The organism is Jannaschia pagri, assembly GCF_019655435.1.
Lineage (GTDB): Bacteria > Pseudomonadota > Alphaproteobacteria > Rhodobacterales > Rhodobacteraceae > Jannaschia > Jannaschia pagri.
Genome location: NZ_BPFH01000001.1, coordinates 365,534 through 379,425, shown reverse-complemented (window position 1 = coordinate 379,425; position 13,892 = coordinate 365,534). Strand labels below are relative to the sequence as shown.

13 protein-coding genes are annotated in these 13,892 nt (G+C 61.8%); all 13 read left to right on the top strand.

All coding sequences use genetic code 11. The annotated features are described in order from the left end of the window. Positions 1-37: 37 nt before the first annotated feature. The 13 genes from K5R33_RS01890 (at position 38) to K5R33_RS01830 (ending at position 13,857) form a co-directional block, all read left to right on the top strand. The gene (locus K5R33_RS01890) at positions 38-544 is read left to right on the top strand and encodes a hypothetical protein (RefSeq protein ID WP_220747270.1); all 507 of its coding nucleotides are present in this window, start codon (positions 38-40) and stop codon (positions 542-544) included. Positions 545-799: 255 nt separating this feature from the next. Next, positions 800-2,365, top strand: coding sequence for a hypothetical protein (locus K5R33_RS01885; RefSeq protein ID WP_220747269.1), 1,566 nt, complete (start codon positions 800-802; stop codon positions 2,363-2,365). Continuing rightward, positions 2,365-2,787, top strand: coding sequence for a hypothetical protein (locus K5R33_RS01880; protein WP_220747268.1), 423 nt, complete (start codon positions 2,365-2,367; stop codon positions 2,785-2,787). Before K5R33_RS01885 ends, K5R33_RS01880 begins: the two co-directional genes overlap by 1 nt. Then, the gene (locus tag K5R33_RS01875; RefSeq protein ID WP_220747267.1) at positions 2,774-2,920 is read left to right on the top strand and encodes a hypothetical protein; all 147 of its coding nucleotides are present in this window, start codon (positions 2,774-2,776) and stop codon (positions 2,918-2,920) included. The genes K5R33_RS01880 and K5R33_RS01875 overlap by 14 nt, the downstream gene beginning before the upstream one ends. Beyond that, positions 2,917-4,437: a portal protein gene (locus K5R33_RS01870; protein WP_220747266.1), complete on the top strand. Its 1,521-nt coding sequence runs from the start codon at positions 2,917-2,919 to the stop codon at positions 4,435-4,437. The genes K5R33_RS01875 and K5R33_RS01870 overlap by 4 nt, the downstream gene beginning before the upstream one ends. Before the next feature lie 242 nt (positions 4,438-4,679). Beyond that, positions 4,680-5,456, top strand: a complete 777-nt coding sequence (locus K5R33_RS01865; protein WP_220747265.1) for a hypothetical protein — start codon at positions 4,680-4,682, stop codon at positions 5,454-5,456. 11 nt (positions 5,457-5,467) lie between these two features. Continuing rightward, positions 5,468-6,430, top strand: coding sequence for a major capsid protein (locus K5R33_RS01860; protein ID WP_220747264.1), 963 nt, complete (start codon positions 5,468-5,470; stop codon positions 6,428-6,430). Between the two features lie 11 nt (positions 6,431-6,441). Then, a complete protein-coding gene (locus K5R33_RS01855) occupies positions 6,442-6,864 on the top strand; it encodes a hypothetical protein (protein WP_220747263.1) in 423 nt (140 codons plus the stop codon). Between the two features lies 1 nt (position 6,865). Continuing rightward, the gene (locus K5R33_RS01850; RefSeq protein WP_220747262.1) at positions 6,866-7,222 is read left to right on the top strand and encodes a hypothetical protein; all 357 of its coding nucleotides are present in this window, start codon (positions 6,866-6,868) and stop codon (positions 7,220-7,222) included. 125 nt (positions 7,223-7,347) lie between these two features. Continuing rightward, a complete protein-coding gene (locus K5R33_RS01845) occupies positions 7,348-7,935 on the top strand; it encodes a phage connector family protein (RefSeq protein ID WP_220747261.1) in 588 nt (195 codons plus the stop codon). Continuing rightward, complete coding sequence (locus K5R33_RS01840; RefSeq protein WP_220747260.1) at positions 7,928-10,030, top strand: phage tail protein; 2,103 nt, start codon at positions 7,928-7,930, stop codon at positions 10,028-10,030. The genes K5R33_RS01845 and K5R33_RS01840 overlap by 8 nt, the downstream gene beginning before the upstream one ends. Further along, entirely contained in the window at positions 10,030-10,491 is a 462-nt protein-coding gene (locus K5R33_RS01835) for a hypothetical protein (protein ID WP_220747259.1), read from the top strand. The genes K5R33_RS01840 and K5R33_RS01835 overlap by 1 nt, the downstream gene beginning before the upstream one ends. 3 nt (positions 10,492-10,494) lie before the next feature. Beyond that, positions 10,495-13,857 (top strand): transglycosylase SLT domain-containing protein, encoded by a 3,363-nt coding sequence (locus K5R33_RS01830; protein WP_220747258.1) that lies wholly within the window; start codon positions 10,495-10,497, stop codon positions 13,855-13,857. The last annotated feature ends 35 nt before the right edge of the window (positions 13,858-13,892 follow it).

Here is a 13,892-nt window from a genome sequence, read left to right as displayed (position 1 = left end):
CCGCATGATCCGCCCGAAACAACCCTGGGGACACGACATGCCAAAACCACCCGCACGCAAGAACACCCAACCCGCCCGTAACGACACGCAACCCTCAACAACACCTAAAGAGAAGAACAACACTACGGGCGGAGCCCGCCGCATCTCTGAGCGCGTCAAGAAAGCTATCCATCTCGTCGTCCACCAAGGCAAAACACAGATGGATGCCGAGAAAGAAGCAGACCTGTCATCAGGCTACTTCACCATCGTCATGAAGAAACCCCATGTCCGCCAATACTTTAACGAACAAAAGGTCATCGCAGACACAGACATCGCCCAACTCAGAGCATCCGGCGAAAAGGTCGCGCTCATAACCGCAATAGACCTCCTGCAGAACTCAAAGGACGAGCGAATAAGGGTGAAAATGGTGGAGTTTCTGGCCAGTAAGGCCCCTCCGAGCGCCTCTCCGGTGACCATCGTGAACGCGCCAGGAGGCTACGTTTACAGCGATCCGCGTGATCCCGCATCAGGCGCGAAAGACGTAACCCCTGAGGAAGATCAATAGCTTAGGCGATTGTTTGTAACGCAGCACGTCACAACAGCGAAAACGGGGGGTGCCTTTGCTGACCGGGGTGGCTTGGGTCGGAGGGGGCGGCCCCAAAAATCGGGGCGCGCGCAGTCTGTAGTCCACCCACCCCCAAGCCATTCATTTTTTTTATATTTTTCTTATTTCCGCCTATTTCCGCCTGCTGTGTGGCTTGAAATTTTCTTTCGCTGTCTCGTCGGCGGGTAGAAAGAAAGTTTCGCGCCGGGTGTGTGCATGTCCCTGGTTTGTGGGGTGGGGGAGGTTTGCTCGGACGAAGTGTTCTGGGGGCTGATCTTCATGTCTGCGAGCGTTTACGAGCCTGATGGGGCTGTGCTGACGGAGTTCTTTTGGTCGCGTGGTGAGTTGGACGTGATCCAGGGGCCGATTGGGTCTGGGACGTCTTCGGCGTGTTGCCATCGGATTTGGGCGACGGCGATGGAGCAGTGGCCGGATTATGATGGGGTTCGTCGGACGCGCGGTGTGATCCTTCGGAACAGCTATCGGCAGTTGAAGAAGACGACGTTGAAGACGTGGTTGGATTGGTTTCCTGAAAACGAGTGGGGGGACTTGGTTCGGTCTGAGCCGATGACGCATCATTTGGTTCGCCCGCATCCGTCCGGTGATGGGACGGTGATTGATTGTGAGGTGATCTTTCTGTCGGTTGACGGGCCCGAGACGGCGGAGGTTGAGGCGGCGTCGTTGGAGTTGACGTGGTTCTGGTACAACGAGGGGCAGTTTGCCGAGAAGGAGGTGACAGACGAGTTTCTGTCTCGGTGCGGTCGGTATCCGTCGATGAAGAACGGCCCTGGGGCTCGCTGGTATGGCGGGATCGTTGACATGAACGCGCCGCCGGAGGGGCATTGGGTTCCCTACATGCGGGGGGACGTTGCTTTGCCGGAGGGGATGGACGAACACGAGCGGGCGGAGTTTGAGAAGCCGGAGGGGTGGAACTTCTTTGTGCAGCCCCCGGCGCTGATCGAGGCGCGCGTCGAGGGCAAGACGGTCTATCGTGAGAACCCGGCGGCCGAGAACCAGAAGCATTTGCGGAAGACGTATCTGGAACAGATCCGGGGCAAGAAGCGGTCATGGATCAACGCCCGGATCTTGAACAAGACGTCTTTGGAGCATTCGGGCGCGGCGGTCTATCCGACGTATTTCGAGGCCGACCACTATCGCAACGCGCACCTGATCGCCGTTGAGGGCGTCCCCCTGATCGTTGGGCTGGACTTTGGCCGGGATCCGGCGGCTGTCATCATGCAGCTTGTGGGCGCCGGGTGGCGGGCTGTCGGTGAGGTGATCGGTCGGAATGAGAGCGCGGAGCGGTTTGCGCCGCGGGTGTCTCGTGAGATTGCCAGCAAGTTCCCAGGCTTTCGGGTCGACGCGTACTATGGTGATCCTCGGGGCGCCGATGGGCAGCAAGCGACCGAGACGACGGCCTACGATGTGTTCAATCGCCACGGGATGTTCGTCGTTCCCGCGACGACCGACAACAACCGCGTGTTGCGAGAGTCCGCCATGGAGGCCGTCCTTGATCGGCGCGGCGGTCTTCTGATCGGGTCGCAGTGTCCGGTCCTTCATGCTGGCATGGACGGCGGCTATCATTACCCGAAGATCAAGGGCCGCCCCGGCATGGTTGCTCCAAAGCCGCTTAAGAACCGCTATTCCCACGTGGTGGAGGCGTTGGAGAATGCGCTGATCGGCGGGGGCGAGGGCGCCAACGTCACGCAGAACAAGAGCCGCCCTCGCCAGGTCGCAGCCAAGGTCAAGCGCGCCAAGGTATCCCTGCGGAGGAAGTTCTGATGCTGATCTTGGAATGGTTCATCGGGTTTATGCCGCCGCGCGCGTCAGAGCCTCGGATGTGGTTCGGCCATGTCGAAATGTGGGGCTACACCGACGACGAGGATTGGGTGTTTTTCGACTTCAATTCGATCCTGCCAGAGATCCGCATCGTCCATCGGCATGATGATGTCTTGCATCTGCTGACTGAGCGAAACGAGCGATGCCCGGAGGTCTGGTCCTACGTCCCTAAGTCGAGCGTCCGCGTCCCGGTGTTCCCGCCCATGAACTGCGTGACCGTCTGCGCCCATATCCTCGGATTGCGTGCATGGACGCCAAACGGCCTGCGCCGGACTTTGCGTGCAAATGGCGCGAGGAAGATCACGAATGGGCACTCCGAAGAAATCCGCAGAGCAACAACGCCAGGAGCGTATGGCCTCCATTGAGCGACGTGAAGCCTCCCAACAAACCGCCGCCGGTCTGACAAGCGACCTCAAAGCCGTCTACGGTGGGTCCTCCGGTCTGGCATCCGCCGCCAGTGCCCGGCGTGTCCTGTCCATGTTCGGGGGCATGAAGTGAAGCCGTCGCGCGACTTCACGTCTCGCCTCAACGCCGCCCGCAAGATCCGTAGGGAAATCGAACCCTACATCAAAGAGGCGCTGTCGTTCTGCGCGCCCGGTCGGGAAAAGGACTTCGACAATCGCCGCAAACGCGAACACGAAGAAGCCGAAAACCTGCACTCGCTTGGCGAGGAACTGACGTCTGACCTGTCAACGGATCTGGTCAGCTACTACTTTCCAGACGAACAGCGTTGGGCGTCCTACGACTACACGATCGAGGTGCCAGAGGATCAACAGGCGCAGGTTCAGGCAGAAGTGCAGGCCCGCGAAGACGCGAGCTTTACGCTTCTCGAAAGCTCCAACTTCAACGAAATCAAAGCCTCCGTCATGTTGGAGGCCGCCATCCACGGCACGCCCGCGATGTGGGTCGATATTGCACACACCACGCGCCCCGTTCACTGCCAGGTTGTGCCCCCGTCAGAACTGCTGTTGGTGCCAGGGCATCTTGGCTACCTCGACCGGTTCCGCGAAACCACTGTGCCCGCGCGAACCGTCGATGCCCTGTTTGCCCAGGACCAAGTGACGATCCCCAAAGAGATCCGCGAAAAGCAAAAGAAGACCGACGCTACGCTCAAGGTGTGCTGGGGCTATTGGCTGGATTGGAGCGACCCCGGAAACCCGCAGTGGCTTCGTGAGATCACACTCGACGGCAAGCGCATCAGCCAGGAAAGCGAGCGCATCGGACCCATGGCGGGCGCTTGTCCTCTGCTGGTCGGGCGCTTTAACGCGTGGCCCGGTCGCGCCTGGGGGCGGGGCGCTGGCCTCAAGGCGCTGCCCGATCTGCGGCTTCTCAACCGCCTGGACGAGGTGATCCTCGAAGGTCTCGACCAATCCCTGACCAACACGATGATCTACCCCGATGATGGGTTTCTGGATCTGTCCGAAGGTCTGACGGCTGGTGTGGCCCACCCTGCGGGCCGGGGCTTCAACCGCAACTCGATTTACGAGGTTCCAACCGGCACGAACCTTGACCTCGGATACTTCACTGAGGAACGCATCGAGGAACGGCTGCGCGTCGCCTTCTTCCAAGACGGCCCCCGGCAGCGCGGCGACACGCCCCCGTCAGCGACCCAATGGTCCGACCAACGCCGTATGGCGCAACGGCGCCTGGGCCGCCCGTCTGCCACCATCTTCTCGGAACTTGGTGCGGACCTTATCAAGCGGATTGAGCATATCGGCGTGCAGATTGGCCGCTTGCCAGACGCGATCACACACGCCGGGGACGTCATCTCCCTCACGCCTATCTCGCCGCTGCAAATCGCCGCCGACCTGGACAAGGTTGTGACCACACGCTCCAACCTCGACTTGGGGATGCAGACCTTCGGCCCCGAAGCGCTTGGGCAGTACGTGGACATTCCGGGCACGCTGACCAACGTCATCAAAGCAACCGGCGACGATCTGATCGTGCTTCAATCGCCAGAGGACAACACCGATGACCCTACCACGACGGGAAGCGGCCAAGGGCCCGCTGCGTGACTATCTCGATAGCCGCATGGACCACGCTCGCCGGGCCGGTGATCCGGCAATCGAAGAACCCGCCAAAGAAATCGTCGCGGCGGTTCGGCGGCTGCTGAAAACCGAAGACGGCGAATTGTTCATGGAATTTCTGTCTGTTGCGACGACGGAATTTGGCCTCGACCCGCGAATTGATGCGTGTGCATTGGCTGCCCTAAACGCTCAGTCTCTTATCGCTCACGATTTACGGAGGATCGTGAACGATGAAAATTACCTGGGGCAACCGCAACCTTCTTCGCGCACCGGACGACGGAACCGGGGCGGGTGATCTGCCTGCCGATCCGCCCGCAACGCCCGCCGCTGCAACTCCTGACACCACGCCCGCAACGCCTGATGCTACGCCTGCAACGCCCGCCGCGCCGCCGGACTTCTCGTACCTGCCCGAGGACGTCCGCTCCGATCCCGACAAGATCCGCGAACACTACGAGACGCTGACCGCCGAGCGCGACAGCCTGCGCGACCGACAGGCCGGTGTGCCAGAAACGCCAGCGGGCTACGAATTCGCGCTTCCCGAGGATCTGTCCTACGAAGGCATGGGGCTCCCCGAGGATTTCAGCGTCGACTTGCGCCTTGATGACCCCGTGTATGCGCCGATTTACGAACAGTTCGGTGCCACGCTGCACAAGCACGGGGTTCCGGCCTCTGCCGCTAGCGACCTGCTTGGTCTCATGGCGCAGTACCAGGCCGCCGATTACGCGCAGGCGTATGCCGCCCGCCAGCAAGATTTCAACGCGCTTGGGCCTTCCGGCCAGCAACGCGTGGGCGAGGTCGCGCGTTTGATCGACTCTCGCTTGCCTGCCGATCTGGCCACGGCCCTTAAAGAGGTCACCGTCAGTTCCAAGGCAGTCATGGCCCTTGAGCGTTTGCTCACGCCATCGGGAACCTTCCCGCAGTCGAACGCGTCCTCCGGCATCCCCGAAGACGCAACCCCAATGGAGCGTATGCGCGCTGCCAACGCCCGAAGCATGTCAAACAAATGAGGTAGGCCACGATGGTCCACACACTTCCAGAATACGCCAAGACCGTCGAGGACGACAAAGCGCGTGCGGTCATTGAGATGTTCCCCGAGATGAGCGACGTCATGGGCGCTATCCCGTTCATGACAGCGCCGGGGGGCTCCTATCGCTATCAGCGCGAAGGGGCATTGCCGAACAACATGGCGTTCCGTGGGATCAACGAAACGCCTACCGATGGTCACGGCGTCTTGAACGATCTTGTTGAGCAGACGTTCCCCGTCGCGGGCAACCTCGACGTTGATCGTGTTCTTGTGAACCGCCACGGAACTGATCGCCGCGCTCGCGAAGAAGCCATGATGATTAAGGCTAAGGCCAAGCTGTGGTCGGACACCTTCATCAACGGCGACAATGCCACCCAGCCGCGTGAGTATACCGGGCTGAAAACCCGTCTCCGGGCGGTGAACAACTCCGTCGACGGCACCAATTACGAGTCGCGGATTTTGGCAAACAGCGTCGCCGCCGGTGGTGGCCCCCTGTCCCTCGCACAGTTGGACTTGGCGATTTCTTTGGTTGAGGACCCGACGCACCTTATCATGCCAAAGGCGCTGAAAACGCGTCTGCCAGCCGCCGCGCGGGACCAGGGCACCACGGGCTTTGTCACGCAAGACAAGGACGAGATGGGCAAGACCATCACGCGCTATGGGGAACTGCCAATCCTCACCGGGTACGAGATCACGCCGTTGGGTGAGTTCCTGCCGTTCAACGAGGTTGGGTTCGGCGGCGGCGCTGCCGTGACGTCCTCGATCTACGTGGTCTCGTTCCGTGAGGGTGGCCTGTGCGGGCTGGAAGTCGCGCCGATGGAGGTCACGGACTTCGGTCTGACAGAGGGCGCGGTCTACTACCGGACCAACGTCGAACACGACAACGGCATCTGCCTTGAGGGGGCCTACGCCGCGCTGCGCATGTCCTCGATCACCAACGCGCCAATCCAGAAGTAAGGAGGCCAAACATGGCGACGAAATACTACGCCTTTGACGCCGCGCCGGGCCTGCTAAAGCGGGACCGGAATAGCGCGGCACTCACCGCATCGGGCTATGTTGGCCCGACCTGGGATCAGCTTGCCCCGGCGGCGACTGACGGCATCATGATCGTGAACGTGGAAGCCTTGGCCGCGACCGGCGAATACACGTTCCGCATGGTCGGCTACAACGACCCCGGTCGCAGCGATGCCACTGTCCTTGGCACGTTGGAGATGGGCGCGGCGTCCGTGTCCTCTGTTGAGACTGACACGTCCGCCGTTGGTGACCGCGGCGAGATTCGGTTCCGCACGGAGAAGGACGATATGCGCTATCAGTATATCGACCTGCACCTTGAGGTCGGTGGGACTGCTCCGTCGATGACGTTCTCCGCCTATATCTCGCGGGAGGTGTGACGTGCCCAATTTGGTAAGCATCGAGCCAAACCCGGACTACAAAGCGGTCACGGACAAAAAACCGGATGCGAAGAAAGTCGCAGCCTACAAGGCAGTCGTTGCGCGTGGTGTCCTCAAAAACGTCGCCGAAGCGACGGCCATGGAAAACATCCGTCAGTCGGGCGGCATGTATCGTCTGGTGTCGACCGCCAAGCCCGTATCTAAACCGGTTGATCCGATTGAAGATATGGATCGTCAGGACTTGATCCTGGCCGCCGCATCGCTGGGCATCAAGATCGAGAAGGGAACCACCCAGGCGGCCCTTCGCGCTCAGGTCAAAGCTGCGACTGAAGAGATCGTTTTCGCAGACGACGAATAGGCCGCCGCACTCAATTCCCGAGATCCCCTGCGGCCTTAAGGTCCCCGCTCCCCAGGGCGGGGGCCTTTCTTTTGGCGTGCATGGCTGGACGTCGGCGGCGCGTTTCTATTTCCCGCATGGCTTCGATGCTCCAAATCATGAATGCCGCGCTCCTGGCGCAGGGACAGCACGAGATCCTTTCCGAAGGGGAGGGGTCCGACGAATACCGCGTCTTGGTCCGTAGCTGGCCACGCGTGGTGGAGGCGGAACTTGAGGACGGGAACTATCACTTCACGCGGGAGACGACCGTCGTGCTGGCCCGCCAGGCCGGGGCCTATGGGTTTACCTACGGCTATTCTGTCCCCGCCGGTGCCCTGCATGTCCGTGACGTCTACCCCGTAGGCCAGCCGGTCGATCAGCGCCGACCCATTGATTGGCTGCAAGACGGGCGCAACGTCTACGCCGAGGAAAGCAACGGCGTCTCGATGGAAATCACCTATGCGCCGGGCCCCGATGAATGGTCTGCGACCTTCACGCAGGGCATCCAAAAACGCCTTGAGGCAATCATCCTGCGGTCGCTGAAAGAGGAATACGGCGCCGCCGACCGCGCCGATCAGACGGCAGAGATGTTTTTGCAGCGCGCGCGCACGTCGTCTTCTAAATCCCGCACCGCCAAACCGATGTTTCGGTCGCCCGGTCGTCTAATGTCCGCCCGTCGAGGTCGCGGTGGTTAAGACCGTCATCAAACAAGCCGACTTTTCGCTGATGGCGGTGCGCGAGGATCTTCTGGAAGCGGACGACATTGAAGCGCGCAGCCGGTCGCTCCAAGACGCGTGCAACGTCCGGTCTCTGGCCAGCCGCGCCATTGAAGCCCGGCCTGGATCCATGTTCATCCGAGACGGCACCGGCTACGAATACTTGGGCGAGATCCGGCCTCGGGATGGTTTGGTCTATGGGCTGTTGTTGGCGGCTGATCGTCTGACGGTCATTCAGGAAGACGGTGCGACCGTTTACAACAACCGCTCCGTGCCCTGGACGGACCTCAATGGCATCTGGGTGCAAACGTTCCGTCAGAAGACGTTCATCGGGCATCCAAGCGCTGGCATCATCGTGTTGGAGTTGACCGATGGCGTGTGGTCCCTGGCGCGGATCACGTTTGACGCCACCCCCGGCGACGCGACGGCACAACCCTATTGGCAGTTCCAGCCAGGTGTTTCGATCACCCCGTCCGCGCGCACCGGCAATATCACGGTGACGTCCAGCGCGCCGGTTTTTGACGTTACCGATGCTTTGCAGGTGTTCCGGTATGGCGAGCAAGAGTTTCGGATCACCAGCGTGACGAGCAACACCTCGGTGCAGGCGACGGTCCTCAACACCTTGCCTCCGTCGTTTCGCATCACGGTGGCCAACGCGGAAACCTTCAAGATTGGGCAGGCTGTCGAGGGCGAACAGACAAAGTATCAGGGCGTTGTGCAGGCGATCAGCGGCAACGACCTTTTCGTGGCGACGGTTAAATTCTACGACGGCCCAGACAACGGCGAGAACCTATCCAACCCTGTTGGATCCAGTACGGTGTCCAGCAAGGTCAGCATCGCCCCGTTGCCGTCCACAGTCTGGGACGAGCCGCTTATGTCGACCAAAAACGGTTGGGCGCGGTCGGGCAGCGCAGTTGGTGGTCGGTTGATCCTCTGCGATTTTCCGAAGGTGCCTGACCTCATCGCGCTGTCCTCTGTGCGGTCGGTTACGGATTTCGTCACGGGTTCCGATGAAGACGATGCGATCCTTCGCCAGGTTGGCGATGACGTCCCGCGATTCCTGCACGCGATCAACGCGGGCGATCTGATCCTGTTGAGCGATCGAGGCAGCTACTACGTGCCCACGCGTGGGAATGGTGTCATCTCTCCATCGACGTTTCGCGCGATCCTATTTGACAAGCGCGCGTCGTCTCTGGTTCGTCCGACCCTGGTGGATGCTGGGGTTGCCTTCATCGACCACACTAAGCGCACGGTTCTCTATGCGAACCTGATGGGCAACGTGAACCTGCGTTGGCAGGTGCGAGACATGACGGTCTTCCATCCGCAGGTAATCGACAACCCCGTCGCGCTTTGTGGGCCCGGCGCCAACTTCCGCACCACTGAGAAGTATCTGCTTGTGGTGAACGGCAGCGGGACCATGGCCGCGGTGTCGTGGCGCAACGACCTCGACCAAGAAACCGTGGGGTTTGTGCCGTGGGTCACCGAAGGGTCCTACAAGATTGCGAACCCGATATTCGACCAATACCTGTATCTCGTTGACCGCGACGTGGACGGCACCACGCAGCGATTCCTAGAGCGGTTTGACGAAACACTCTGGGTGGATAGCGCGGTGTCTGGCGACGCCACCCTGACCGCCCCGCACCTTGTTGGGGAGACGGTCTCCCTCATGCGGAACGACGGTTACGGTGGCCAAGCGGTGCTGCCTGTTGACGGGGCGTGGCCGGGCGAAGCGCCCGATGGCGACTGGCAGATTGGCCTTTTCTTTGACGCGTTCATCTCGCCTTGGGTGTCGCGCATCCAAGAGAGTTCGCGCCGGGGCATGGTCCAGCCGCGTGTTATCCGTCTCGGCGTGGCCGTGCAGAAGACCGGGCCGTTCAGCGTCGTCTTGAACGGCACGCGGCGCCAGGTCGGGGGCTATTCGTTTGGCGATGTGTTGAGCAATCCGCCGACCCTACGAACCAAGATCTATCGCTTCCCGATCCTCGGAAACCGCGATTACCCAGACATGAAAATCGAGCGCGACACGCCCGGCCCGTTCCGTGTGTTGGCGCTCTACCAAGAGGTGACAGGCTAATGGGACCAGGACTTGGACTTGCAGCATTGAAGGCGGCCTCGCCCGGTTTGGCGCTCGGGGCATCCGCAGCGGCCCCCGTATTGGGCGGCTTCCAAGCATTGCAGGCCGGGCGGGCGCAAAAGGCTCAGGCCAAGATCAACGCGGGGGTCGCGCGCACGAGGGCCGATCAGGTCGACACCCAAGCCCGTCGTGGCCTTGAAAGTGAGCTCGGCAGCATCCGGGCGGCGTTGGGCGCGAACCAGCAAAGGCCCGGCGTCGGCACGCTGTCGTATATGTCGGAACTTCGGGACGAGCGGGGGCGCGAGCGGCGCATCAACGTGGGCAATCAAATGCAAGCCGCTGCTGACTTCGATGCTCAAGCGAGCGCTGCTGGCGCTGCGGGCACCGCCGGTCTGTTGCAAGGCTTCGTGCGAGCCGGGCCGTCTATCTTCAATCTCTACAACTATCGGACTCGGGGATAACACATGGCGACACTGCGCACCGTCACCCGCTCCACCCCCGTCTCCAATTTCAGTCAAGCACCAGCGGCGCCCTCGCCGCTGTTTGGCATTTTGGCGGACGCGATGGATGCCGCCTATGAAACGTTGGAACCCATTGCTGTTTCGCAAATGCAAGTCGAGGGAGACAGCCTTGGCCGCAGCATGGCCAACACCCTCGATTGGCAGCGTGGGCGCCTCATCGAGCGGGTCCCGCAGGCGCCCGCGCCGTATGAGCAAGGCGGGCCTATACCGTCTGGGATGATGCCCGGCGGGACACTGCCTGCTCGGACGGGGCAACCGGCGCCGCCCGCTCCAACAGGCCTGACACCGCCGCAGCCGGGACAAGCGCCTACGGCGCCAGGGTCTGGTCAGCCAGTAACGCCAGGCGCGCGCCCAGGGCTTCCGCAGGCGCCGAACGCGGATGGTCTGCCTCAGATTGGCGGCCCGTCGCCACGGCCTCCGGCCACCCCCGGCACAACCGCGCGAACCTTTGGCGGCCGTCCTTACATGCGCGTGGATCCAACCCGTCCCGTGCAGGGTCCGCCAGCGCCGGTTGGAGAGGCGCCGCAATCTACCGAGGTGGCCCCGCCGCCGTCCTCTGTCGGTCGTCGTGATCGACGTCAGTCTGCGGAACCGGAGGCCGCGGTCATAGATGAGGCCGCTCCGACAGAGACGGCTTCGCCTGCCTCGACCGTTTCGAAAATGGACGAGGCCGTAATCCTCACAAGCCTGATGAACATGGCGGGTTTGCCGCTGGATCAGCGTCCGCCGGAGTACGACCGGATCATCACCGAAGTATCGCAGGGTGACGACACCCCCGATGAGGCTTGGGCGGAGGCGCAAGAGATGCTTCGCGCGCGCGGGATGCCTGCGTCGGAGAATGACCGTTTTGGCGGCGGTGGTGACGATGCCCTGGATGGCGGGCAGGGCAATGATCGTTTTGAGACGTCGACCGTGCCAGGGATCAATTTCAGCCGCTACGAGCGCGAATTTGGCCTGCCGCCGGAATACCTTGGTCGCACCGCCTGGATCGAAAGCCGGGGTAGGCCGGATGCGAAGAACCCGAACAGTTCCGCAACCGGGCTATTTCAGTTCATCAATTCGACGGCGCGCGCATATGGCCTCACAAACCGTTTTGATCCTGTTGCCTCAACGGAGGCGGCGGCGCGCTTGGCACGCGACAATGCGGCCCAGCTTCGCCGTGTCCTAGGCCGCGATCCGACCGGCGCAGAATTGTACCTCGCCCACCAACAGGGCGGGGGCGGCGCCGCGAAGCTGTTAGCAAATCCCAACGCCTCCGCCGCGTCCATCGTTGGCCGCGATGCGGTTCGCCTGAATGGCGGCAATCTTGGTATGACCGCTGGCGAGTTTGCCGGTCTGTGGCTTCGGAAATACGAAGGCAGCCGCAAGGTCTCGGGTGCGGGTATCGGCTCGACCACGGGCTCCACGCGCAGCGGCCCAGACTTTACGCCCATTCTCTACGACTATCAGGCGCCGATGATCCGGGGATCTGACGGGCGCCTTAAGCAAGCCCTCTACATGCCGTCGTCGTCCCCGATCTTGCAGGCGCACAACGCGTCGGCCATGGCCGCCTATAACGCCGAGGTGCTTGGTCGCGGGGCCGAAGAATTTCTCACCATGCGTCGCGGCTATCAGGGCGACCCGGAGGGCTTCCGCAAACAGGCGGAGGCTTTCGTTGACGATCTGGTCGAATTGGCGCCCGAGGAATTTCGGGTTCCCCTGCGCGAGCGGCTATCGTCCATGGCGCAGCAGCAGGTTCTTGGGGCCATGTCTGAGCATCATGACGAGACGCAGCGGCGCGCGAACAACGCGACCCGCGCGTTGTCTGATCGGTATGCGCTTGATTACGAGGACGCCGTGGCGGCGGGAAATGCCGAGGCTGCTGATGCGGCCCGCGCCAACCTGACGGAGGTTCTTCGCTCCCGTGAAGCATTGCCCGGCGCGGCTTGGACACCAGAGCAAAGCGCCAACGTGTTACGTGATGCAGAGCGGCGCGCGGCCCGTCGTCAAGCCAGGCGCGCTCAGGCTCAAAGGGCCGAATGGAACGACCAGTGGGATACTGTGATTGCTGCTGCGGAAAGGTACGGCACATCCAAGTATGACAGCTTATTGAGCAATCCTGCGGCAATTGCTGCCAACCCGGAGAAGGCGCGGGAGGCCGGGGCCAAGTCGATGTTACGTGATATGGCACCCGAGTTTCTCGGGTGGTCACCGGATGAACAGCGGGCCGAGATTGAGCGTTTAGAAGCACAACCAATCGGCGCCGAATGGGAACTTGATCTGATCGACGCGAGTAAGGATCTGAATCGACTGACTGAAAAAGGTCTTGAGGACGATCCTATCGCCTGGGCAGAGCAACATTTTCCAATTCAGCCGCCACCGTTGCCACAACTGTCCCCGGAGAACATGGACGAATATGTTTCCGGGCTCCGGGCACGGCGGGAATATGGGGATCAGATGCAGGTCACGGGACATGTGGATGTTCCGGCATATCTGACCAATGCCGAATCCGACGATCTGTCGACCGCCCTTTCCGCTGATACGCCTGCGGATTTGCAAGCCGTTGTGGCTGGGGCGTTGGTATCGGGTCTGGGCGATGCGTCGCCGCGCGTGATCCAAAGCCTAGACGCCCCGGCGGAGGTCAAGTTTGCCGGTCGGATGCTGGCGAGTGGGGTGAGCCCAAACGTGGCGGTGTCCATCCTCAAGGGCCGTGAGATGATTGCGGCGGGCACGGCATCGCCTCCAAATGGTCGCGCGTTGAATGCTACGATTACGGAACACTTTGGCGACGCGTTCGCTGGGATCGACGTCGGCGCGCGGGGCGACCTTGGGAAAGCGGCGTCTGCCCTGTATGCGGCAAACACCGGAGGCGCGAAGCTGGACGAGGCCGGGCAGCAGGAGGCCATTATCGCCGCTGTCCAGCAAGCCGCCGGGCAGACCACGGATCGGCGTGGGCGCCTCCTGGGGGGCATCCAGGAGGTCAACGGAACGCAGACGCTTCTGCCGCCAAACGTCAACGGTGAGATGGTCACACAGGCGCTGCGCGACGCCCTGGCGCTGCAAGGCAACTTCATCACCGAGGCATATGGCACAGATGACGAGGCGGTTGCCTTTGATTGGTCCGAGGTCGCCAATTCACCGCCAATGATCGAGGGCATGTCTCTGGCCGATGCTGGCGTGGGCTTCCGTCATATTCAGGTCGTCCCGACGCGCAACGGGAGGCACATGCTGCGGATACGCTACCAAGGGTCTGAGACAGACGTGCGCTCCGCCGATGGCGGTCTGTTTGAGTTCTCCATGGACGCCTTGTTGGAGGCATCGCGGTGACCTTTTTCCTTCCGCCATCTGATCCAAGTGTCGCG

What these genes read in the sequence shown, in the direction of transcription:
- K5R33_RS01855 (WP_220747263.1), top strand. Translation starts at nt 6,442, where the DNA reads ATGGCGACGAAATACTACGCCTTTGACGCCGCGCCGGGCCTGCTAAAG.
- K5R33_RS01875 (WP_220747267.1), top strand. Translation starts at nt 2,774, where the DNA reads ATGGCCTCCATTGAGCGACGTGAAGCCTCCCAACAAACCGCCGCCGGT.
- K5R33_RS01890 (WP_220747270.1), top strand. Translation starts at nt 38, where the DNA reads ATGCCAAAACCACCCGCACGCAAGAACACCCAACCCGCCCGTAACGAC.
- K5R33_RS01880 (WP_220747268.1), top strand. Translation starts at nt 2,365, where the DNA reads ATGCTGATCTTGGAATGGTTCATCGGGTTTATGCCGCCGCGCGCGTCA.
- K5R33_RS01860 (WP_220747264.1), top strand. Translation starts at nt 5,468, where the DNA reads ATGGTCCACACACTTCCAGAATACGCCAAGACCGTCGAGGACGACAAA.
- K5R33_RS01865 (WP_220747265.1), top strand. Translation starts at nt 4,680, where the DNA reads ATGAAAATTACCTGGGGCAACCGCAACCTTCTTCGCGCACCGGACGAC.
- K5R33_RS01835 (WP_220747259.1), top strand. Translation starts at nt 10,030, where the DNA reads ATGGGACCAGGACTTGGACTTGCAGCATTGAAGGCGGCCTCGCCCGGT.
- K5R33_RS01885 (WP_220747269.1), top strand. Translation starts at nt 800, where the DNA reads ATGTCCCTGGTTTGTGGGGTGGGGGAGGTTTGCTCGGACGAAGTGTTC.
- K5R33_RS01845 (WP_220747261.1), top strand. Translation starts at nt 7,348, where the DNA reads ATGCTCCAAATCATGAATGCCGCGCTCCTGGCGCAGGGACAGCACGAG.
- K5R33_RS01830 (WP_220747258.1), top strand. Translation starts at nt 10,495, where the DNA reads ATGGCGACACTGCGCACCGTCACCCGCTCCACCCCCGTCTCCAATTTC.